The organism is Hydrogenophilus islandicus, from assembly GCF_054657095.1.
On the sequence record NZ_BAAHXE010000021.1, the window covers coordinates 1 to 20,711 of the forward strand.

A 20,711-nucleotide genomic window follows, 5' to 3' on the forward strand; every position below is an offset into this window, starting at 1 on the left:
GTGGACAACTGCTTCTTTGGCACGGAGAACACCGAAAAACGGGGAAGAACAGCCCTGAGGATAAAGGGAGAGATAGCCAGTGAACCCGTGGGGGTAGAATCGTTGCTCCCGCGCTTCGACCGCGCGTACCCACAACCGTCCCTCCTCCTTTCCCTCAATTGTCCACTGTGGCATTTCGGCAACATCGGGTGTTCACAGGGATCAGCCTCTACCGGCAAGCCCAAAGAGCTGTCATCCCCTATTGCCCACAAAATTATCCACAAGATCTCGATGAGGGGTCCGCTGCAGCGATCGGTTCGATGCTGGACACAAACGGATGGGGATAAGAGCCACCATGGATCCTATAGTTCTTTGTTGGTAAAAGAAAAAAGTTGGCATGCTACTCTTTTTGTCCCCACTTCTCCCGTCGTACTCCGCAGGGTCACCCCCAGTTCACCCCACATTGTTTTTCCTTGAAGAGTAAGATGTCAACAAAGTTATCCACAGAAAGCGCCTGAGCGTAAACATATACAATCTTTTATTCAAAGAAACTGGTAAACAACCGAGCTCTGCGCGTTCGTTTTCACCCGATCTGATCTCGAACCCGCGTTTGCCCAAGCCACTTTGCGGTAGAATTGCTGTCATCAAAATGTCATATTCGCTCGCTACACTCCGCTCCGTCTTCTACCCAACCGAAAGGAGCACCCTCATGAAACCGATGCATACCCTTGTAGGCTTGGCGTTCGCTGGTGTGGCCGCAACAGTCGCCCACGCGGCGGGGAAGGTCGTCAAAATCGACGGTTCGAGTACCGTCTACCCCATCACCGAAGCGGTTGCTGAAGAGTTCCAGAAAGTCAAACGGGGTGCTGTCAACGTGACGGTTGGGATTTCGGGTACGGGCGGCGGCTTCAAGAAGTTCTGCCGCGGCGAGACCGACATCTCCAACGCGTCGCGCCCGATTCTCGAAGCGGAGATGAAGGCGTGCGCCGAAAAGGGGATCCAATACATCGAGCTGCCGGTTGCCTTCGACGCGCTGACGGTGGTCATCCACCCCAAGAACACCTGGGCCGAGGAGATGACCGTCGCCGAGCTGCGCAAAATGTGGGCCCCTGAGGCGCAAGGGGTGGTGACCAACTGGAAGCAGGTCTCTCCCCGCTTTCCCGACCGGCCGCTCAAGCTCGCTGGCGCGGGGTCCGACTCGGGCACCTTCGACTACTTTACTGAGGCGATCGTCGGCAAGGCGAAGTCGAGCCGCGGCGACTACCTCGCGTCCGAGGATGACAATGTCGTCGTTCAGTTCATCGCCTCCGACGAGAACGCGCTGGGTTACTTCGGTCTCGCCTATTACGAGGAGAACAAAGGGAAGCTCAAAGCGGTGAAAATCAAGAAGGACGAGAACTCCCCCGCGGTCGAGCCGAGCGTCGAGACGGTGAATAACGGCACCTACCAGCCGCTCTCCCGTCCCATCTTCATCTACGTCAACGCCGACGCGGCGAAGAACAAACCCGAAGTGCGGGAGTTCGTCGAGTTCTACCTGAAGAACGGCGCGAAACTCGCGCGCGAGGTGGGGTACGTCGATCTGCCGGCGCGTGCCTATGAGCTGGCGCTCAAGAACTTCCAGGCGATGAAGACGGGGACCGTGTTTGGTGGCCAATCGGAGGTCGGGGTGCGGGTCGAAACGCTCCTCGAGCGCGAAGCCAAGCAGTGACCTCAGCGTAACAGATGAGGGGGGTGCCCCCTCCTCAAGGGAATGGGCGACGTGACCACGACTGCCACAACGACTGCTCCTGCGACGACAACGCAACCCCCTTCTGTAGGCCATGTGACCCACGGACGGGCGCGCAACGCCAAAGAGCGGGTGATCGAGGGGATTCTCTTTCTCGCCGCATTCTCGGCGGTGGCGACGACCATTGCGATCGTCGCGATTCTCCTCTATGAAGGGTGGACCTTCTTCGAGCACGTCTCGCTCGTCGAGTTTTTCACCCACACCCAGTGGACGCCGCTCTTTGAAAAGGCGGAGTTTGGTGTCTTGCCGCTCGTTGCCGGTACCTTCACTGTCTCGGGGATTGCGGTGCTGGTCGCTGCGCCGTTGGGGTTGTTGGTCGCGATCTATCTCTCCGAATTCGCCTCCTTTCGCACCCGTGAGGTGGTCAAACCGATCCTCGAGCTCTTGGCTGGCGTGCCGACGATCATCTACGGTTACTTTGCCCTCCTTTTCGTCACCCCACTACTGCAAAAGGTCATCCCGGGGCTTCCTGGGTTCAACATGTTGAGTCCTGGGATCGTGATCGGGATCATGATCACGCCGTACGTCGCGTCGGTCTCTGAGGATGCGATGCGCGCGGTGCCGATGGCTCTGCGCGAAGCCTCCTACGCGATGGGGGCGACCCGCTTGCAAACGGCGATGAAGGTAGTGCTGCCGGCGGCGATTTCGGGCGTGGTCGCGGCGGTGATCCTCGGGATTTCGCGGGCGGTGGGCGAAACAATGGTGGTGGCGATCGCTGCCGGGCAGCAGCCCAATTTTACCTTTGACCCACGCGAACCGGCCGCGACGATCACCGCCTACATCGTCCAGGTGGCGATGGGGGATCTGCCGCACGGCTCGATCGGTTACCAGAGTATCTTCGCTGTGGGGCTGGTGCTCGTGGTGATCACTCTCCTCTTCAACGTGATCGGCCAGTGGGTGCGGCGGCGCTGGCGGGAGGCGTACTGACGATGGCACAGGAAAAGGAGACGCTCGTAGCGTTGCGCCGGGGAATCGCGCAACGGCGGCGTTGGGACCTGATCTTCGGGGTGGTCGGTCTCGTCGCGACGATGGTCGGGGTGATCGTCCTCTTCGCCCTCTTCATCGACCTCGTGCAAGATGGCTACCGCCACGTGATCCGGCCCGAGTTCTACTTCAACTTCCCGTCACGCCGCGCAGCGGATGCCGGCATCTACTCCGCGTGGGTAGGAACGGCGCTGGTGATGATCGTCACCTTCCTCGCTGCGGCGCCGTTGGGTGTGGCCGCGGCGGTCTACCTCGAAGAGTACGCGCCGAAGAACTGGCTCACCGAGGTGATCGAGATCAACGTCACCAACCTGGCCGCAGTGCCGTCGATCGTCTATGGCCTGTTGGCGCTGGGACTTTTCGTCTATCTGCTCGATTTCGGCCAGAGTATTCTCACCGCAGGGCTCACGCTCGCGTTGATGATTCTGCCTGTGATCATCGTGGCCACCCGGGAGGCGCTGCGCGCGATTCCGCAACACATCAAAGAGGCCGCTTACGCGCTCGGCGCAACCCGCTGGCAGGTGGTTCATGACCATCTCCTCCCTTACGCCTCGGGAGGGATCCTCACGGGGGTGATCATCGGGATGGCGCGCGCGATCGGCGAGACGGCGCCGGTGATCACGATCGGCGCGCTCACCTTTATCGCCTTTCTGCCGCCGCTCCCCTTTACTGGCGACCCCCCCGCTGGCCCGTTCGACTGGCTCTTCTCGCCCTTTACTGTGTTGCCGATCCAGATGTTCAACTGGCTCTCGCGCCCCCAGCCGGCGTTTCATGAGCTCGCTGCCGGTGTCGGGATCGTGATCATCGTCGCGACGCTCCTGATGAACGGCCTGGCGATCTGGCTGCGCTACCGCATTCGTCGTCAATTGACTTGGTAAAACGCAAATGAACGCAACAGAAGAGCTGCAACAAGGGGCAACCACGCCTTCGACCCACTCGCTCGGCGTGCCGGTGAAGGCCGAAGCGGTCGGCTTCCACTTCTACTACGGTGCGCACCATGCGCTCAAAGACCTCAACATGCCGGTCGCGGAGAAGCGGGTGACGGCGCTCATCGGCCCGTCGGGGTGCGGGAAATCGACCTTTTTGCGCAGCTTCAACCGGATGCACGACCTCTACCCCGGCAACCGCTACGTCGGGGAGATCCGCCTCTATCCCGACAACATCAACCTGGTCGCTGCCGACGTCGACCCGATCGAGATCCGGATGCGGGTCGCGATGGTCTTCCAGAAACCGAACCCCTTCCCGAAGTCGATCTTCGATAACGTCGCCTACGGCCTTTATGTGCGCGGGATGAAAAACCGCACCGAGATCGCCGACCGGGTCGAAGCGGCGCTCAAGGCGGCGGCGCTCTGGGACGAGGTCAAAAATCGGCTCGACGCGCTCGGTACGTCCCTTTCAGGGGGGCAGCAGCAGCGCCTCTGCATCGCCCGGGCGCTTGCCGCCGAGCCGGAGATCCTCCTTCTCGATGAACCGACTTCGGCGCTCGACCCGATCGCCACCGCGTCGATCGAGGAGCTCGTCACCGAATTGCGCGAACGGGTGACGATCCTCATCGTCACCCACAACATGCAACAGGCGGCGCGGATCTCCGACTACACCGCATTCATGTATCTCGGGGAGCTGGTTGAATTTGGCCCGACCGACGAGCTCTTCGTCCGCCCAAAGAAAAAGCAGACCGAGGATTACCTCACCGGCCGCTTCGGTTAGGGTCGTTCAGCCGATCGCTGCGGCCGGTTAGCGTCTCGGGCTATCCGCTCCCTCAATTCCCCGCCCACCCCGCCGGTGGGCTTTTTGTTGCGCGAAAACGGGCTAAACTTTTTCCGAACTCTGCCGTAATATAACAACGATCAGGAGGGAACCGCGATGAAACCGAAAATCACGCCGACGCAAACCGAGGTCACCTTTTCGCCCGACGAGACGATCGTGAGCAAAACCGACCTCAAGGGGCGGATCACCTACGCGAACCGCGTCTTCATGCGGGTCTCGGGGTACTGTGAAGAAGAGCTCCTCGGTGTTCAACACAACATCGTCCGCCACCCCGATATGCCGCGGGGCGCGTTCAAGCACCTCTGGATGACGATTCAAGAGGGCCGCGAGTGGTTTGGCTTTGTCAAAAATATGGGAAAAAGCGGCCACTACTACTGGGTCTTCGCCAACGTCACCCCGGACTTCGAGGCGGGGCGGATCGTCGGTTACTTCTCGGTGCGGCGCCAGGCCCCACGCGCGGCAGTTGCCGTGATCGAACCACTCTACGCTGAAATGCGGCGCGTCGAGCAAGAGGCGGGTGCGGCGCGGGCGTGCGAGGCATCCATCGCGTGGCTCACGAACGAGATGACGCGCCGCGGAACCGATTACGAGTCGTTCGTGCTTGATCTGTTTCAAGCTTAAAGGAGAGAACCATGAGTGAGATCGAGCTGATTACACAATCCACCAGCCAGGCGAGTCGGTCTATCCCTTTTTTCCTCACCCGGATCAAGATTTACTTTGCGCTCTTTGTCGGTTTCATCTGGCTGATGGCTGCAGTGTCGCTGGTGCAGAATGGCCCGCAAATCGCCAACATCGCTGCTCCGATCGTGGTGGTGGTTTTTGCGTGGGTCGGTTACCGCTCGGTTCTCCCCGCCTTTGAGGTTCTGGGGCGGATCGACCTGCTGCTCAAGGAGGTGAAGGAGGGGCGTTTCCATAGCCGCATCACCCATACCAAGGGCCTTGGTGAATTGGGGAAAATTGCCTGGGACCTCAATGAGTTTCTCGATATCGTCGAAGCCTATTTCAAAGATGCAACCACCTGCTTTGACCGTGCGCGCCACGAGGACTTCACCCGCAAAGCGTTTGTGGTTGGGATGCCGGGAGAGTTTGCCCGCTCGATGGCGTCGATCAACGAGGGGCTCGCGGCGATGAAGGCGGCCGCAGAGTTTTCCCGCAAGAACCGGCTGATGAGCGAACTCCACCAACTCAACACCGGCAATCTCCTCAAAAACCTTTCAGGCAACCAGTCGGATCTCGTCGCGGTCGGCAATGAGATGGACCATGTGCTGACCCTTGCCGAACGGAACGAAGCGGGTGCAGCAAAGAGCCAGGAGACAGTGAAGGAGATTGCCGCGACGCTATCGGAGATTACCGCGAAGATGGCGGCGACCGCCGAGACGGCGCGGGCGCTCGAGGCCTCAAGCAGCCAGATCGACAAGACCGTTCAGCTCATCTCCGACATCACCGAGCAGACCAACCTCTTGGCGTTGAACGCGGCGATCGAGGCAGCGCGCGCCGGTGAGCTGGGTCGGGGCTTTGCCGTGGTCGCCGATGAGGTGCGGAAACTCGCCGAACGGACCCGCAAGGCGACCGAGGAGATCGCGCAGGTGATGAGTGGGTTGCGCCACGAAGTCGACGCGATGGTGGCGCAGACGCTTGCCCTCTCCGACGAAGCGAAAGCGATCGCCGGGGAGGTGACCGGGTTCGAAGCGCAATTCGACGAGGTGGCGGCCTCGAGCAAAGAGACGATCGCCGCGCTCACCAAAGCGAAAGACCTGGCGTTTGCAAGCCTGGTGAAGCTCGACCACGTGATCTACATGCAGCGCGGCTACGTCGCGGTGGAGAAAGGGGGCGAAGGAGAGGAGGCGCAAGCCGTTGCCGTCGACCACACCCGCTGCCGCCTTGGGAAGTGGTACTACGAAGGGCACGGCAAAGCGGCATTCGCGCATCTCCCCGCCTACCGCGAACTCGAGCAACCCCACGCCCAGGTCCACCGTGGGGTCCACACGGCGATCAGTTATGCGAAAGAGGATTGGCTGCACGACGAGGCAGTGCTCAAGGGGATCGTCGACGGCATGCGTGAAGCAGAGGCCGGCAGCCAACAGGTGATTGCGCTCATCGGCAGAATGATGGAGCAGAAGTACGCCGCGTCGCAAGGGAAAACGACCGCTTCCCAGGGGGGAGGCGCGCGGAAAGGGACCGTCCCTCTTGCACGTGCCGCAGCAAAGCAGCTACAATGAGCGCACTTGACCCTGAAGAGAAGGAGACCCACCGATGAAACGCGTTGCCCTGATCACTGCTTTGACCCTCCTTTCCGCCGCGGCGCACGCCGACGCGCTGAAACCGGAAGAGAAGGTCAAATTCCGCCAGGCGAGCTACACCACGATGGCGTGGAATATGGGGAAGATCAAAGCGATGGTCGTCGACGGCTCGATGCCCTTTAGCCAGACGCAGGTCTCGGCCGCGGCGAACGTGATCGCCGCGATCGCCAATTCAGGCATGGGTGCCCTCTATTCGCCCGATACCCTCGGCGTCGTCGGTTTCAAGAAGTCGCGCTTGAAGGAGAACTTCTTCCAAGAGCAGGACGAGGTGCGCAAGATTGCGACCAACTTCGTCGAACAGGCCAATAAACTCGCCGAAGTTGCGGCGATGGGCAACAAGGACGAGATCAAGGCGCAGTTCGGCGAAGTCGGCAAAGCGTGTAAGGCGTGCCACGACAAATTCCGCGCCGAAGAGTGAGGCGCGCTACCACTCGGGTGTAGTCGGAGCAGCGGGCGCCGAGGGCGGCGGTGTCATCCAGACGCCGCTTGCCGCGGTCGCTACGGCAACACCCGCCGCAATCGCAACCACCCCCCGCAGCCAGAAGCCCCGTTGCTGCCACGGCGCCATTTGGGGGGTAGAGGCGGCGAGTTCTGAGCCATCTCGACCCGTTACCCGGTAACCGGTAATCATCGGCGTCACGAGGTTTTCGCGCTTCACCACCCGGTAGAAGAGGATCGCGCCGAGGTGCAGCAGCACAAGTAGGACGAGCACCGGTTCTAACCGTCGGTGCCAGGTGGTGATGGCAAGCTGCGTCTCCTCAGGGAGGAGCGGCGCGAGCGGCCCGCGGAAGGCGATCTCGTCGTACGAGAAGAGCCCCAAGAGGGTCTGGAGCGTGAAGAGGGTAAGGAGCGCGACGACCGAGAGCGCGCCGAGCGGATTATGGCCGATCCCGCGCCATTCGCCCCGGAGATAGGCGCGAATCGCTGCCGGACCCCGGACGAACGAGGCAAAGCGGGCCGTCTCAGGCCCGATCACCCCCCAGACGAGGCGAAAGGCGATCAGCCCACAGACGGCAACGCCAAAGAACCCGTGCCACGCCATCGCGTTGCCGCCGATCTTGACCGTCACGAACGCCCCGACCACCGCAGCGACCAAGAGCCAGTGAAAGAGGCGCAGGAGCGGATCCCACACTGCGATCGGTTGCTGTTGTTGTTCCATAGCTATTTCCTCCTGTCAAAGTGTTGAACGTTTTCTTACGTGCTCCTCGGCGGCCAGGACCTTGCCGCTCGGCGTCGCCGCGGCGATCACACCCGCAACTGGCCCAGCGTAGAGGAGCTGCCCCCCCTCGATGCCCCCAGCGGGGCCGAGCTCGATGAACCAGTCGGCCTCGAGCCAGAGGTCGCAGTCGTGCTCGATCACCACCACCGTGTGGCCAGCGTCGACGAGGCGGTGGAGAACCGGGAGAAGCAGCGCGACGTCGGCCATGTGGAGCCCCACGGTCGGCTCATCGAGTAGGTAGAGCGTGGGACGCGCGGCGCGCTGCGTGAGTTCCGCAACCAGCTTGAGCCGCTGCGCCTCCCCGCCGGAGAGGGTCGCGCTCGTCTGCCCCAAGCGCAGATACCCCAAACCGACCGATTCCATCAGGCGAAGCGGTTCGGCGATCGCCGGGTGGGCGGCGAAAAAGTCGGCGGCCTCCGCCGCGCTCATCGCCAGGATCTCGGCGATCGTCCGGCCGCGGTAGCGCACCGCAAGCGCCTCGGCGCGGTAGCGGCTGCCGCCGCAGGCGTCGCACGGTTCGCGCACCGTCGGCAGAAAGGCCATCTCGGCGGCGACCCAGCCGTTGCCGGCGCAGACGGGGCAGCGCCCCTCGCCGCTGTTGAACGAGAAGAAGGCGGCGCGGTATCCTTGGGCACGCGCCTCAGGCGTTGCGGCAAAAAGGGCGCGGATCGGGTCGAAGATCTTAAGGTAGGTCGCGGGGCAGGAGCGGCTCGTCTTGCCGATTGGGGACTGATCGACAAGCACAAGGCGTTCGATCGCCTCCCCCCCTTCGAGCGCCCGACACCCGACGGGTTTCCCAGCGGTGAGCGACGCGGCGAGCACCTCATGGACCAGCGTCGATTTCCCCGACCCGGAGACCCCGGCGACGACGGTGAGGCGGTTCACGGGGAACGCGACGTCGAAGCCCTTCAAGTTGTGGGCGTAGGCCCCGCGCACCGTGAGCCACGCGGTGGGGGTTTCCCGCGGCGGAGCGAGGCGGTGGGGGATGCCGTCGCGCAGATAGCGGCCGGTGAGCGACGCGGGGTGGGTGGCGATCGCGTCAGGGGGGCCGGCGGCGACGATCTCCCCGCCCTCTTCGCCCGCGCCGGGGCCGAGGTCGATGATCCAGTCGGCGCGGCGGATCACCCGCGCGTCGTGTTCGACGACGACCACCGTTGCGCCGCGGTCGCGCAACCGCTCGAGCACCGCAACCAGCCGCGCGTCGTCTTGCGGGTGGAGCCCGATCGTCGGTTCGTCGAGGATATAGGCGACGCCGGTCAAGTTGGCCCCCAACTGCGCCGCAAGGCGGATCCGCTGCGCTTCGCCGCCCGACAAGGTCGGCGCGGCGCGGTCGAGCGTCAGGTAGCTCACCCCCACCTCGTCGAGGAGCGCCAACCGCGCCCGCAAGCCGGGAAGGATCTCGGCGACGACCGCATCGGCGTGGGGGTCGGCGCGCGACCGCTCTTCAAGGGTGTCGAGCCACGCGGCGAGGTCGCGGATCGTCCGCCGCTCGATCGCCTCCCATGGGGTGTCGGCGACGCGCACCGCGCGCGCCGCGGGGTTCAACCGGGCGCCGCCACAGGCGGGGCAGGGCTTCTCGGCGACGACATGTTTCGCTTCCCACTCGACCGCTTCGGCAAAAGAGCGCGGTAGCCCCTCCTCTTCCGCGCGCTCTTTGCCGACGACGACGCGCCCCGTCCCGAGGCAGGTGGGGCACCAGCCGAGCGGCGAGTGGTAAGAGAAGAGGCGCGGGTCGAGCGCCGGGAGCGCGGTGCCGCAACTCGGGCAGACGGCGTGGGCGCTCACCACCTGCCAGCTGGTGCCGCAGCGCACTTTTGCCCAGCCGTCGGCGAGCCGCCACGCGGTAGCGATCGCCTCAGCGAGCTCCGGTTCGGTGCGAGGGGTGCGCGCAACCGGGAGGTCGATCTCGTGCTCGCGGTAGCGGTCGGGGCGGCGCCACGGGTGGGTCGGCACCTCGTCACCGTCGAGAAAGAGGGTGGGGTAGCCGCGCGCGGCGGCCCAGTCGGCAAGCTCCTGATAGACCCCTTTGCGCCGCCGCACGAGTGTCGCCGTGACGACGTCGGGGCGCGAGGGAGCAAGCACCGCTGCCCATTCGACAGCGGAGCGGCGATGAGCGGCAACGTGGCACTGCGGGCAGTACGGGGTGCCGAGTTTCGTCCACAGGAGCCGCAGGTAGGGGGAGAGCTCGGTGAGGGTTGCGACCGTACTCTTCCACCCGCCGCGGCTGGTGCGCTGTTCGATTGCCGCAGTCGGCGGCAGCCCCATGAGCCGGTCGACCGCCGGAGGGGGGGGAGGTTGAACGAACTGGCGCGCGTAGGCGTCGAGCGCCAAGAGGTAGCGCCGCTGCCCTTCGGCAAAGAGGATGTCGAAGGCCAACGTCGATTTCCCCGAGCCCGAGCGGCCGGTGACGACGGTCAGCTGCCCGTGGGGGATCGTGACGTCGATCCCTTTGAGGTTGTGTTCGCGCGCGCCGAGCACGGTGATCGCATGCGGCGGGGTCTGCTCCTCTCGGGAGCGGTAGCTCGCGGGCGCTTCGGCAACCGCGCGCACAGCGGGGTCGTTCGCCGCCCAAGCGCCGCGAAGCGCCTGCGCGGTGGCCGTCGCGGCTCCTGCGAGCTGCGCGGGGGGGCCGGAAAAGAGGAGCTTGCCGCCCCCTGCCCCCCCTTCGGGGCCGAGTTCGATCACCCAATCGGCAGCGCGGATCACCTCGCGGTGGTGTTCAACCACCACCACCGCGTCGCGCGCGGCGGTGCGCTGCTGGAGAAAGGCGAGGAGCTTCGCGACCTCCGCTTCGTGGAGGCCTGTCGTCGGTTCGTCAAGGACAATGAGCCGCCGCCCGGCGGACGGTTCGCCGGTGGCGAGCGCGGCGGCGAGCTTCAACCGCTGCGCTTCGCCCCCGGAGAGGGTCGGCGTCGGCTGCCCAAGGCGGAGATACCCCAACCCGAGCGCGGCGAGGAGTTCGAGCGGAGGAAGGAGCTTGCGGCCGGCGCGGTCGGCGGCGAGGCGTGCGATCGCCTCGTCCACGGTCATTTCGAGCCACTCGGCGACGTTGGCCCCAAGCCATGTCACCGCGAGCACCTCGCCGCGGAAGCGCTTGCCGTCGCACACCGGGCACTTGAGGTAGACGTCGGCGAGAAACTGCATCTCGATGCGGGTAAACCCCGCCCCCTGGCACGCGGGGCAGCGGCCAGCGCCGCTGTTGAACGAGAAGGCGGCGGCGTTCAACCCCTGCTGCCGCGCCGCGTCGCTCTTCGCAAAGGCGGTGCGCAACCCCTCCCAGACACCCATCACGGTCGCAGGGACCGAGCGGGTGGTGCGGGCAAGCGGCGACTGGTCGACCCAGACGACGGCGGCGATCGGGGGGTTCTTCTGTTCGGGCAACCAGCGCAACCGCACCCCTTCGGGGAGGGGCAAGCGGTGGCACGCCGCATCGACGGCGGGAACGAGCACCTCCTCAACGAGCGTCGATTTGCCTGAACCGGAGACGCCGGCGACGACCGTCAGCCCCACGAGGGGAACGGTGACGGTGAGGTCGCGGAGGTTGTGGCGCTCGGCGACGAAGAGTTCGACTGCAGGGGATAGGTCGGCGGCGGGTTGGGGGGTAGAGGGTGCGGTGAAGACCGACGGCGCGGGCATCGCGAGCGGGGGGAGCGCTGCGCCATCCGCTACCGCGCGCGCAAACGCGGCACGAAGCCCCGCGCCGGTGAGCGACGTCGGGTGGGTGGCCAGCAGCGCGGGCGGGCCAGCGAAGAGGAGTTCGCCCCCCTTTTCGCCCGAACCGGGGCCGAGGTCGATCACCCAATCGGCTGCGGCGATCACCTGCGGGTCGTGTTCGATGACGACGACGGTGTTGCCGAGCGCGACGAGGCGGCGCATCGCGGCGATCACCCGGGCGACGTCGCGCGCGTGCAATCCAGCGGTAGGCTCTTCCAAGACGAAGAGGGTCTGGGTGAGTTCGACCCCGAGCGCCGTGGTGAGGCGAATCCGCTGGAGTTCTCCGCCGGAGAGGGTGCGCGCGGCGCGCGCAAGCGTCAGGTACCCTAACCCGACCTCGTCGAGGTAGCGGAGCCGCTCGGCGGTCGCCGCCCACGCGAGGCGCACCCCGCGCGGCCAGTCGTGGTGGGGAAGACGCTCCCAGAAGCGGAGCGCGTCGGCGACCGCCAACTCCCGAAATTGGGCGATCGTCAGGTCATTGACCCGCCACGCGAGCGCCTCCGGGACGAGGCGGGTGCCGCCGCACGCCGGGCAGCGGCGCGGTGAGCGGTAGCGGGCAAGGAGCACCCGCATCGCCATCTTGTAGCTCTTCCGCTCGACCCACTCGAAGTAGCGGGCAACGCCGTACCAGTGGCTCGGCCAGCTTTGCTCCCAGCTCTCCCACTCGGGGTCGCCGTAGATCACCCAGTCGCGCGTCGCGCTGGGGAGCTCCTGCCACGGGGTGTCGAGCGGCACGCCGCGCTTGCGCGCGAACAGCTCGAGCTCTTCTTGACACTGGCGCGACTCGCCGCTCTGCCACGGCCGGATCGCGCCGTCGGCGAGTGACCGGGTGGGGTCGGGGATCACCTTCTGCCAGTCGATCTCCAGCAAGTCGCCAAAGCCGCGGCAGACGGGGCAGGCACCGAGCGGGTTGTTGTAGGAGAAGAGGGCGGGGGTGGCGCGCGGCGCGGCAACGCCGCAGCTCGGGCAGAGGGGAGTAGTGAGCGAGACCCAAAGCACGTCGTCGCGCGGCGGCTGCCAGACGGGGGGGGCGCCGTCGCTTGCCGCGAGCGGGGCGACCGTCTCCCAGCGGGCGACGAGGACCGTTCCGTCGCCGCGCGCCGCGGCGGCGGAGAGCGCGGCGGCAAAGCGCTCCGCTTCGTCGGCGACGCGCCGCAGCCGGTCGGCGACAACCCACCAGCGGTGGCCGGTGGCGGTGGGGGTGGCGCCGACGACCCGGGTAAACCCCTGCGCCGCGAGCCTCCGCCACGCCTCTTCAATGGGCCACTCGGTCGGCACCGCGAGCGGCCACGCGACGACGATCCGCTCCCCCTCGGGCCACGGGAGTGCCGCCCAGACCTCCGCCGCGCTCCGCCACCGCCGCGCCGGCACACCGCAGCTTGGGCAGTGCCACGTCGCCGCTTCGGCCCAGATCACCTTGAGGAGGTCGTCGATCTCGGTGAGCGTCCCGACAGTGGCGCGGGAGGTGCGCACCGCGCCCCCCGCTTCGATCCGCACCGCGGGGGGGATCCCCTCGACGGCGTCGACGGCCGGGGGGTCGAGCCGTTCGAAGAACTGCCGCGCGTAGGGGGAGAAGGTCTCGACGTAGCGCCGTTGCCCTTCGGCGTAGAGGATCTCGAGCGCGAGCGACGACTTCCCTGCCCCCGAGACGCCGGTGATCGCGACGAGCCGCCCCTTCGGGATCGCGACGGTGAGGTTTTTGAGGTTGTTCTGCCGCGCGCCGACGACGCGGATTTCGTCGCCTGCTGCCGGCGTCTCGCTTGGCGTCTGTGTCACGACGGCGCAACCCCGTAGTAGTCGCAATACCAGGCGACGAAGCGCCGCACCCCCTCCGCGACCGGCGTTTGCGGCGCGTAGCCGGTGAGGCGCTTCAAAAGCGTACAGTCGGCCCAGGTTGCCGGGACGTCCCCCATCTGCATCGGGAGGTAGCGGCGCACCGCCTTTTTCCCCAACGCCGCTTCGATCGCGGTGACGAAGTCAAGGAGACGGACGCTTTGCGAGTTGCCGATGTTGACCACCCGCCACGGCGCCGCGGGGCTCAAGGTGTCCCCAGGGATCGGTTGCCACCCCCTCTCCGCCGTGCGCGCGTGCGGGGGCGGTGGAGGGACGTCGATCAAGAGGCGAATCGCGCGCACCAGATCCTCGACGTAGGTGAAGTCGCGGTACATCTCGCCGTGGTTGTAGATCTCGATCGGGGTGCCCGCGAGAATCCCTTGGGTGAATTTGAAGAGGGCCATGTCGGGGCGCCCCCACGGACCGTAGACGGTGAAGAAGCGAAAGAGGGTTGTCGGCACGTTCCAGAGGTGGGCGTAGGCGTGGGCCATTGCCTCGTTCGCCTTTTTGGTCGCGGCGTAGAGGGTCAGCGGGGTGTCGGTCGGCTGCGTCTCGGTAAAGGGCATCTCGCGGTTCGCGCCGTAGACGCTGCTCGTCGACGCCATCAGCAGATGGTTCGGTTGCACCCGCTTCGCCGCTTCGAGAAGATGGAAGGTGCCGACCAGGTTCGCGTCGATGTAGGCGCGCGGGTTCTCGAGGCTGTAGCGCACCCCGGCCTGCGCCGCGAGGTGAATGATCACCTCGGGGGCTGCGGCGTCGATCGCTCGATCGAGCGCCGCTTGGTCTTCGAGGAGCGCGTCCGTCGCGGTGAAGGCGGGGTAGGTGGCGAGCAGCTGATGGCGCGCCCGCTTGAGGTTCACGTCGTAGTAGTCGGTGATCCCGTCGTAGCCGAAAACGGTGTGGCCCTCTTCGAGGAGCAGCCGCGCCAAGTGAAAGCCGATAAAACCAGCCGTGCCGGTGATGAACAGACGCATGGTTCGAACTCGCTCATTGAGTGGAAACAGTGACATCGGAAAAGTAGCGCACTTTGCACCGCGGGTCGAGCACTTCGACCACTTCAGGGGGCAACCGTTCCGGAGCGACGACCTCGGCGATCGCCACCTCAGGGACGGCGGTGAGGTCGATCGCGAGGAGCTCGCTGCGCGGCGTCTCCGGCTCGTAGAGGAGCACCCAGGGGCGGAGGGGGTCGGCGGGGCTGTTGCGCAAGACAAGGCCAATGGCGTCGTTGCTGAGGCGAACGAACGACCCGGGGGGATAGACGCCGATGAGCTTGACGAACGCGGTAAAGAGGGGCTCGCTCCACGCCCCCTGCTCGCGGCGGTAGAGCCACGCGACCGCTTTCGCCGGGGGGAGTGGCCGGACGCCGGGGAGGGGGTTGCAGAGGTTGTCGAAACGGTTCGCCAACGCGACGATCTGCGCTTCGAGCGGCACGGCGTCGCCGGCAACGCCGTCGGGAAATCCTTTGCCGTCGACCCGCTCGTGGTGCATCCGCACCCAGAGGCGCACCCGCTCGTCGATGCCCGCGACATTCGCCAAAAATTCGGCGCCATAAATGGGGTGGAGGCGGTAGAGCTGCTCTTCGGCGCGGCTCCGTTGCCGGTTGTAGAGGACCTGGGTGGGAATGCGCGTCTTGCCAATGTCGTGCAGGAGCGCCGCCGTCCCGACCGCTTCGATCGCCGCCTGCGGCAGCCCCATGCGGTGGGCGAGCATCTGCGCGATCACCATGGTGTTGAGCGCGTGGCCGGTCGCCCCTTCGTCGTGCGCGTGTTCGGCAATCAGCTGCAACACCACTTCCGCCTGCGGGGTGAAACGCGCCGCTGCCTCTGCGGCGACCGCCCGCGCGAGCTCCGCCCCCTGCGCCTGGCCGCGGTCGATCGCCTCGAGTGCCGTGCGCGTCCGTGCGGCACTCTCCTGGTAGGCCTCTTGGCAGCGGGCAAGTGTCCGCCGCATCGCCACCACCGCCTCGTGCTGCCGCCGCTTTTCGGCGCGCACTGCCTCGACCCGCGTCCGTTCGGTTTGCGCGACCCGTGCCGCTTGCTCGGCGTGGCTGGGCGTTGGGGTGGCGTCGGGCGGGAGCGGTGCAACCCGGCTCTTCTGCGGATTCCACCGGACCGTGGTGAGCCCGAGCGCTTTGAGCTCGGCCAACTGCGCTTCGTCGCGGATCGTGAACGCATTGAACCAGAAGGGGTGGTCGAGCCACGGGAGGTCGAGCTCGACATGGACCCCGGGGCGGAGCCGGTCGACGGGTACTTCTGGGGGTGGCGAGGCGTTCTTGCGCACGGTGGGGGTAACCTCTGCTATACTTTTTTCCGTGAAATAGGGGGGTGTTGTGACCAACAAGAAGGATAACAAAAACTCGGTGGCTCCCGACGAGGTGCGGGCGCTGATCGCGCGGTTGATCGACCGGTTTGGCAACCAGATCAACGGCGACACCCTGCGCGCTGCCTATTACGACGCGCGCGGCTTGCCCGTCCCGCCAACGCCGGCAACGCCAGTGCTGCTTGAGGCGCTCGCGCGGCTGCTGCCCACCGACGCCCCCGAGATCCACCGCCAGCTGCGGGTGGCGAATGACGCGATCGCGCGGCGCAACTACACGGCGGCCCAACCGGCGCTTGAGCGCGCGGCGCACCTCTTTCTCGCTAACCCATCGCCGCTCACCCACCCCCCGGCGGCTCTTCCGGCCACGCTTTCGGCGAACGTTGCGCCAGCGCCGGCGTTCGACCACGAATACAACCCGCTTTTCATCGCCGTCATCCGCGAACTCTTTTTGCCTTTTCTCAATCCCGACGGCGACCTCTACGAAATTGCCCTCACCCTTCTTGAGCGGCTTGAGCGGGAGCCGCTCTCGACCGATCTGGCTCATGAGCTTCGCCTCTTCATCGAAGCGGCGGCGCCGATCGCGATCGCCGTCAGCGACCACGCGCGTGACCTGACGCGGCTTGTCGAGCTGATGCTCCGTCACCTCGACAATTTCGTCCTCGAGGCGGAACTAGCGCGCCAGCAGGTGAAATTCATCCGCGACGCACTGGCGCGGATGCACGAGGCGGGCATTCTCGAGGAGGCGAGCGAACGGCTCGAGCAGCTGATCGACGCCCAGCGCCGGGTGATCGACGAGCGGCGCCAAGCGGAGGTCGAGATCCGGCAGCTGCTCACTGTGGTGATCGAGCGGCTTGCCGCCTTCTCGAGCGACAGCAACGACTACGCGCAAGAGCTGCAACAGACCCTCGACAAGGTGCAGAACGCCAAAAACCTGGGTGAACTGCGCGACGCGCTCCTCCAGACGGTGCGCCGCACCCAGTTCATGCAGCACTCTTCCGAGCAGACCGCACAGACCGCGCAGCGCATCCAGGAGGAGCTGACGGCGACGCGGGCGCGCATGGAGCGGCTGGAGCAGGAGCTGCGGGAGTTGTCGCAGCAGACGGTGAGCGACCCCCTCACCGGATTGATGAACCGCCGCGGTCTCGAAAACTTCTGGAACCGCGAAGCTTCCCGCGCCGTGCGGCAGAAAACGCCGCTCTCCCTTGCGGTGATCGACCTCGACAACTTCAAGAAATTCAACGATACCTTTGGCCACCTCGCCGGCGACCGCGCCTTGCAACACTTGGCGACGATCGCGAAACGCTACCTCCGGCCGCAAGACGGCATCGCCCGCTGGGGGGGCGAAGAGTTCGTGATCGTTCTGCCGGAGAGCGACGTCGCAACCGCCGAACGGGTGGTCCAGAGACTGCAGCGGGAGCTCACCAAAGCGCTCTTCTTTTATGACAACCAGCACCACGTGATCACCTTCAGCGCCGGCGTCGCCGAGTGGCACGGGGAGGGGGAGCGCCTCGAGGAGCTGATCGCCCGCGCCGACGAGGCGCTCTACCGCGCGAAACGGGCCGGGAAAAACCGCGTCTTTACCGCTTGACGCGCCAAGCTCCACCCCTGCGGGGCGGGTGCGTGGCGCGGCGGGGGAGTGAGCCGATTACCGTTTCACCGCGACGAAGAGGCGCCGGCCGTCGCGGTCGATGAGAATCGCCGCCTGTTTCCCAGCTTTCGCAAGGAGCGCTTTGAGCTCGGCGGGGGTGGTGACCGGTTGCTGGTTGACCGCGAGAATCACGTCGCCGGGCTGGATTCCCGCCTGGGCCGCTGCGCCGCTTGCCGCGGTGACGACCACCCCCTGGTCGATGCCGCGGCTTCTCTGCTCCTGCGGGGTGAGCGGCCGAACGGCGAGGCCAAACGGCGCGTTGTTCGGCGGGGTCGCAGTGCTCGCGGCGCTCTCCGGTTCGTCGAGTTCGGCAAGGGTCACCGTCTTCTCGAGCCGTTTCCCTTGGCGCAGCAGCGTCACCCGCACCTGCTCGCCGGGGCGCCGTTCGCCGATCATCCGCGGGAGGTCCCCCGACTCTTTCACCTCGGTCCCGTCGACGGCGACGATGATGTCGCCTGCTTCGATCCCGGCGCGCGCGGCGGGGCTCGTCGGTTCGACCTGGGTGACGAGCGCACCGCGCGGCTTGTCGAGGCCGAAACTCTGCGCGAGCGCCTCGTCCATCCCCTGGATCACCACCCCCAATTTCCCGCGCTGGACGCGGCCAAACTGGATCAGCTGGTCTTTGACCTTGAGGGCGACGTCGATCGGGATCGCGAACGAGATCCCCATGTAGCCGCCCGAGCGGGAGAAGATCATGCTGTTGATCCCGATCACCTCCCCTTTCATGTTAAAGAGCGGCCCCCCCGAGTTGCCGGGGTTGATCGCGACGTCGGTCTGGATGAACGGGACGTAGGTCTCATCGGGCAGCCGGCGCGACTTCGCCGAGATGATCCCGGCGGTGACCGTCTGATCGAGTCCAAAGGGGGCCCCGACGGCGATCACCCATTCGCCCACCCGCGCCGCTTTCGCGTCGCCAAAGCGGACCGTCGGGAGGTTGGTCGCGTCGATCTTGACCACTGCGACATCGGTCCGCTTGTCGACGCCGACGACGCGCGCGGCAAATTCGCGCCCGTCGGCAAGGCGGACAGAGAGCTCCGTCGTTCCCCCCTCGTCGTCGCTCACCACGTGGGCGTTGGTGAGGATGTAGCCGTCACTCGAGATGATGAAACCGGAACCGACCCCGCGCCGCACTTCAGGGGGGCCGCCGGGGGCTTTGGGGTTGGGGAGGTTCGGCATCGGGAGCCCGAAGCGGCGGAAAAATTCGTAGAACGGATCCCCCTCTTCGAAGGGAAAGGGAATGCCGCCGGGAAAGTTGGTCCGTTCGACGGTGGTTTTGACCGAAATGTTGACGACAGTCGGTTTGACCTGCTCGGCGAGGTCGGCAAAGTCGGGGAGAACCGTCTGCCGCGACTCGCTGCCAAAGAGGGCCGGCATGAGTTTCCCGTCGGCAAGCGACTGGGCAGAGACGGTGAAGGGGAGCGCTGCCGCGATGAGCGTCAGACAGAGTTGGCCGCCACGGCGGCTGATTGCGGAGAAAGCGGTGTTCATCGGCGTTCCTTTACGCGGGTTTGGCTTCATAATAATACCTTTAGAACGCTCGGGTTGCGGCGGGTTCCCGCAGGGAGGCAAAGAGTGAGTGGGACATCATTGACCGAACTGCGCTATCTGGTGGCGTTGGGGCAGGAGCGCCACTTCGGCCGCGCCGCCGAGCGGTGCGGCGTGAGTCAGCCGACCCTGTCGCTCGCGATCAAGAAGCTCGAAAAGCGCCTGGGGGTACTCCTTTTTGAGCGGAGCGCCACCGACGTGAAGCTCACCGAAGTGGGGCGCGACGTGATCGCGCAGGCCGAACGGGTGCTTTTGGAGGCGCAGCGGCTCGAGGAGATTGCCCAAGCCCATCGCGATCCGCTGGTGGGGCCGCTCAGGGTGGGAGCGATCTACACGATCGGCCCCTACCTCTTTCCCCGTTTGGTGGCGAAGATGCGGGAAAAGGCGCCGCAGATGCCGCTCATTCTCGAAGAGCGGTACACCGCGGAGTTGGCGACGCTGCTCAAATCGGGCGCGCTCGACGTCGCGGTGTTGTCGCTTCCCTTTGCCGAACCGGGCATCGTCACCCAACCCCTCTACGATGAGCCCTTCCGCGTCTTGTTGCCCGTGGACCATCCGTGGCTCGCGCACGACGCGATCCCTGCGGCGTGGCTCGCCGAGGAGCCGGTGCTCCTGTTGGGGCCCGGGAACTGCTTTCGCGATCAGGTGTTGGAGGTTTGCCCGCAGTGCGCGCGCCACACGCCGCTCGACGAACCCTTTGCCGGAAGCTCGTTGGAGACGATTCGGTTGATGGTGGCGAGCGGCCTCGGGATCACCGTTTTGCCCGCTCCGGCCGCCGACGATGCGAGCCGTTTTTCGCCGCTCCTCGCGGTACGCCCCTTCGCGCCGCCTGAACCCTACCGCCGCGTGGTGCTCGCGTGGCGCGTCACCTATCCCCGCCACCGCGCCGTCGACCTCCTGCGTGAGGCGATCTGGGAGGCGGGGTTGCCGGGGGTTCACCGCGTCGGTGCCCTTGCCGAGGGCTACCAGACGACCCACGGCGAGTGCTGGGAGGGAAACCGGCAGTGACGCGCGCGACAAAATCTTTTGCTATCGACCCGATAGCTTCGTGCCTCTCGCTTTTTGCCCGGGTCGTCGCTATAGTGAACACACCATCACGTTGAAGGAGAAGATCATGGAGATGAAGATCGATATCGGGATCAGCAGCGCCGATCGTCAGGCGATCGCGCAAGGGTTGGGGAAGCTCTTGGCCGACACCTTCGTCCTCTATTTGACCACCCACAACTTCCACTGGAACGTCACCGGCCCGATGTTTCAAACGCTCCACACGATGTTCATGGAGCAATACACGGAGCTGTGGAACGCGCTCGATGAGATCGCGGAACGGATTCGGGCGCTGGGTCACCCCGCGCCGGGAAGCATGAGCGACTATCTGCGGCTCACCCGGCTTGCGGAGGTCACGGGCGTGCCGCGCGCCGAGGAGATGGTGAAGATTCTGGTGACCGGCCACGAAGCGGTGTGTAAGACCGCACGGGAGATCGTCCCGCTCGTTGAGGCCGCGCACGACGAACCGACGCTCGACCTCTTGACGCAGCGGTTGCAGATCCATGAGAAGACGGCGTGGATGTTGCGCAGTCTCTTGGCGTAACCGATGAGCAAAAGAGCCCCTTTGCCCAG

15 protein-coding genes are annotated in these 20,711 nt (G+C 65.6%); 10 read left to right on the top strand and 5 right to left on the bottom strand.

Annotated elements, in window-relative coordinates; translation table 11 throughout:
* The first annotated feature begins 697 nt into the window (after positions 1-697).
* From ACYQ6T_RS07210 to ACYQ6T_RS07240, 7 genes are all read left to right on the top strand, one after another.
* Complete coding sequence (locus ACYQ6T_RS07210) at positions 698-1,687, top strand: PstS family phosphate ABC transporter substrate-binding protein (RefSeq protein ID WP_459829421.1); 990 nt, start codon at positions 698-700, stop codon at positions 1,685-1,687.
* Positions 1,688-1,729: 42 nt separating this feature from the next.
* Positions 1,730-2,692 (top strand): phosphate ABC transporter permease subunit PstC, encoded by a 963-nt coding sequence (pstC, locus tag ACYQ6T_RS07215; protein ID WP_459829356.1) that lies wholly within the window; start codon positions 1,730-1,732, stop codon positions 2,690-2,692.
* Positions 2,693-2,694: 2 nt separating this feature from the next.
* Entirely contained in the window at positions 2,695-3,627 is a 933-nt protein-coding gene (gene pstA / locus ACYQ6T_RS07220; RefSeq protein WP_459829359.1) for a phosphate ABC transporter permease PstA, read from the top strand.
* A gap of 7 nt (positions 3,628-3,634) precedes the next feature.
* On the top strand, positions 3,635-4,456 hold the full coding sequence (gene pstB / locus ACYQ6T_RS07225; protein WP_459829362.1) for a phosphate ABC transporter ATP-binding protein PstB: 822 nt from the start codon (positions 3,635-3,637) through the stop codon (positions 4,454-4,456).
* Between the two features lie 156 nt (positions 4,457-4,612).
* Entirely contained in the window at positions 4,613-5,137 is a 525-nt protein-coding gene (locus tag ACYQ6T_RS07230; protein ID WP_459829365.1) for a PAS domain-containing protein, read from the top strand.
* Between the two features lie 11 nt (positions 5,138-5,148).
* Positions 5,149-6,735, top strand: a complete 1,587-nt coding sequence (locus ACYQ6T_RS07235; RefSeq protein ID WP_459829368.1) for a methyl-accepting chemotaxis protein — start codon at positions 5,149-5,151, stop codon at positions 6,733-6,735.
* Positions 6,736-6,769: 34 nt separating this feature from the next.
* The gene (locus ACYQ6T_RS07240; protein ID WP_459829371.1) at positions 6,770-7,234 is read left to right on the top strand and encodes a c-type cytochrome; all 465 of its coding nucleotides are present in this window, start codon (positions 6,770-6,772) and stop codon (positions 7,232-7,234) included.
* A gap of 6 nt (positions 7,235-7,240) precedes the next feature.
* Here ACYQ6T_RS07240 and ACYQ6T_RS07245 read toward each other — a convergent pair whose 3' ends face one another.
* From ACYQ6T_RS07245 to ACYQ6T_RS07260, 4 genes are read right to left on the bottom strand one after another with little or no spacing between them, the layout of a single operon-like run.
* Positions 7,241-7,975, bottom strand: a complete 735-nt coding sequence (locus tag ACYQ6T_RS07245) for a cytochrome b/b6 domain-containing protein (protein ID WP_459829373.1) — start codon at positions 7,973-7,975, stop codon at positions 7,241-7,243.
* Between the two features lie 15 nt (positions 7,976-7,990).
* Entirely contained in the window at positions 7,991-13,525 is a 5,535-nt protein-coding gene (uvrA, locus tag ACYQ6T_RS07250; protein ID WP_459829375.1) for an excinuclease ABC subunit UvrA, read from the bottom strand.
* Positions 13,522-14,556, bottom strand: a complete 1,035-nt coding sequence (locus ACYQ6T_RS07255; protein WP_459829378.1) for an NAD-dependent epimerase/dehydratase family protein — start codon at positions 14,554-14,556, stop codon at positions 13,522-13,524. The genes uvrA and ACYQ6T_RS07255 overlap by 4 nt, the downstream gene beginning before the upstream one ends.
* Positions 14,557-14,569: 13 nt before the next feature.
* Complete coding sequence (locus tag ACYQ6T_RS07260; protein ID WP_459829381.1) at positions 14,570-15,862, bottom strand: cyclic di-GMP phosphodiesterase; 1,293 nt, start codon at positions 15,860-15,862, stop codon at positions 14,570-14,572.
* A 49-nt stretch (positions 15,863-15,911) separates the two neighbouring features.
* Here ACYQ6T_RS07260 and ACYQ6T_RS07265 point away from each other — a divergent pair, with 49 nt between their 5' ends.
* A complete protein-coding gene (locus ACYQ6T_RS07265; RefSeq protein ID WP_459829384.1) occupies positions 15,912-17,489 on the top strand; it encodes a GGDEF domain-containing protein in 1,578 nt (525 codons plus the stop codon).
* A 57-nt stretch (positions 17,490-17,546) separates the two neighbouring features.
* Here the strand turns inward: ACYQ6T_RS07265 and ACYQ6T_RS07270 are convergent, their stop codons facing one another.
* Positions 17,547-19,037, bottom strand: a complete 1,491-nt coding sequence (locus ACYQ6T_RS07270; protein ID WP_459829387.1) for a DegQ family serine endoprotease — start codon at positions 19,035-19,037, stop codon at positions 17,547-17,549.
* Between the two features lie 84 nt (positions 19,038-19,121).
* On the opposite strand from ACYQ6T_RS07270, the gene ACYQ6T_RS07275 reads away from it, so the two are divergent.
* Positions 19,122-20,102 carry a hydrogen peroxide-inducible genes activator gene (locus ACYQ6T_RS07275; protein ID WP_459829390.1) on the top strand — a complete coding sequence of 327 codons (981 nt, stop codon included), beginning with the start codon at positions 19,122-19,124 and terminating at the stop codon, positions 20,100-20,102.
* Between the two features lie 112 nt (positions 20,103-20,214).
* Positions 20,215-20,682, top strand: a complete 468-nt coding sequence (locus tag ACYQ6T_RS07280) for a Dps family protein (RefSeq protein WP_459829424.1) — start codon at positions 20,215-20,217, stop codon at positions 20,680-20,682.
* The last annotated feature ends 29 nt before the right edge of the window (positions 20,683-20,711 follow it).

Bases quoted from the DNA above. Each gene is read 5' to 3' on its own strand.
- ACYQ6T_RS07210 (WP_459829421.1), top strand. From the start codon at position 698: ATGCATACCCTTGTAGGCTTGGCGTTCGCTGGTGTGGCCGCAACAGTC.
- pstC (WP_459829356.1), top strand. From the start codon at position 1,730: ATGGGCGACGTGACCACGACTGCCACAACGACTGCTCCTGCGACGACA.
- pstA (WP_459829359.1), top strand. From the start codon at position 2,695: ATGGCACAGGAAAAGGAGACGCTCGTAGCGTTGCGCCGGGGAATCGCG.
- pstB (WP_459829362.1), top strand. From the start codon at position 3,635: ATGAACGCAACAGAAGAGCTGCAACAAGGGGCAACCACGCCTTCGACC.
- ACYQ6T_RS07230 (WP_459829365.1), top strand. From the start codon at position 4,613: ATGAAACCGAAAATCACGCCGACGCAAACCGAGGTCACCTTTTCGCCC.
- ACYQ6T_RS07235 (WP_459829368.1), top strand. From the start codon at position 5,149: ATGAGTGAGATCGAGCTGATTACACAATCCACCAGCCAGGCGAGTCGG.
- ACYQ6T_RS07240 (WP_459829371.1), top strand. From the start codon at position 6,770: ATGAAACGCGTTGCCCTGATCACTGCTTTGACCCTCCTTTCCGCCGCG.
- ACYQ6T_RS07245 (WP_459829373.1), bottom strand. From the start codon at position 7,975: ATGGAACAACAACAGCAACCGATCGCAGTGTGGGATCCGCTCCTGCGC.
- ACYQ6T_RS07255 (WP_459829378.1), bottom strand. From the start codon at position 14,556: ATGCGTCTGTTCATCACCGGCACGGCTGGTTTTATCGGCTTTCACTTG.
- ACYQ6T_RS07270 (WP_459829387.1), bottom strand. From the start codon at position 19,037: ATGAACACCGCTTTCTCCGCAATCAGCCGCCGTGGCGGCCAACTCTGT.
- ACYQ6T_RS07280 (WP_459829424.1), top strand. From the start codon at position 20,215: ATGAAGATCGATATCGGGATCAGCAGCGCCGATCGTCAGGCGATCGCG.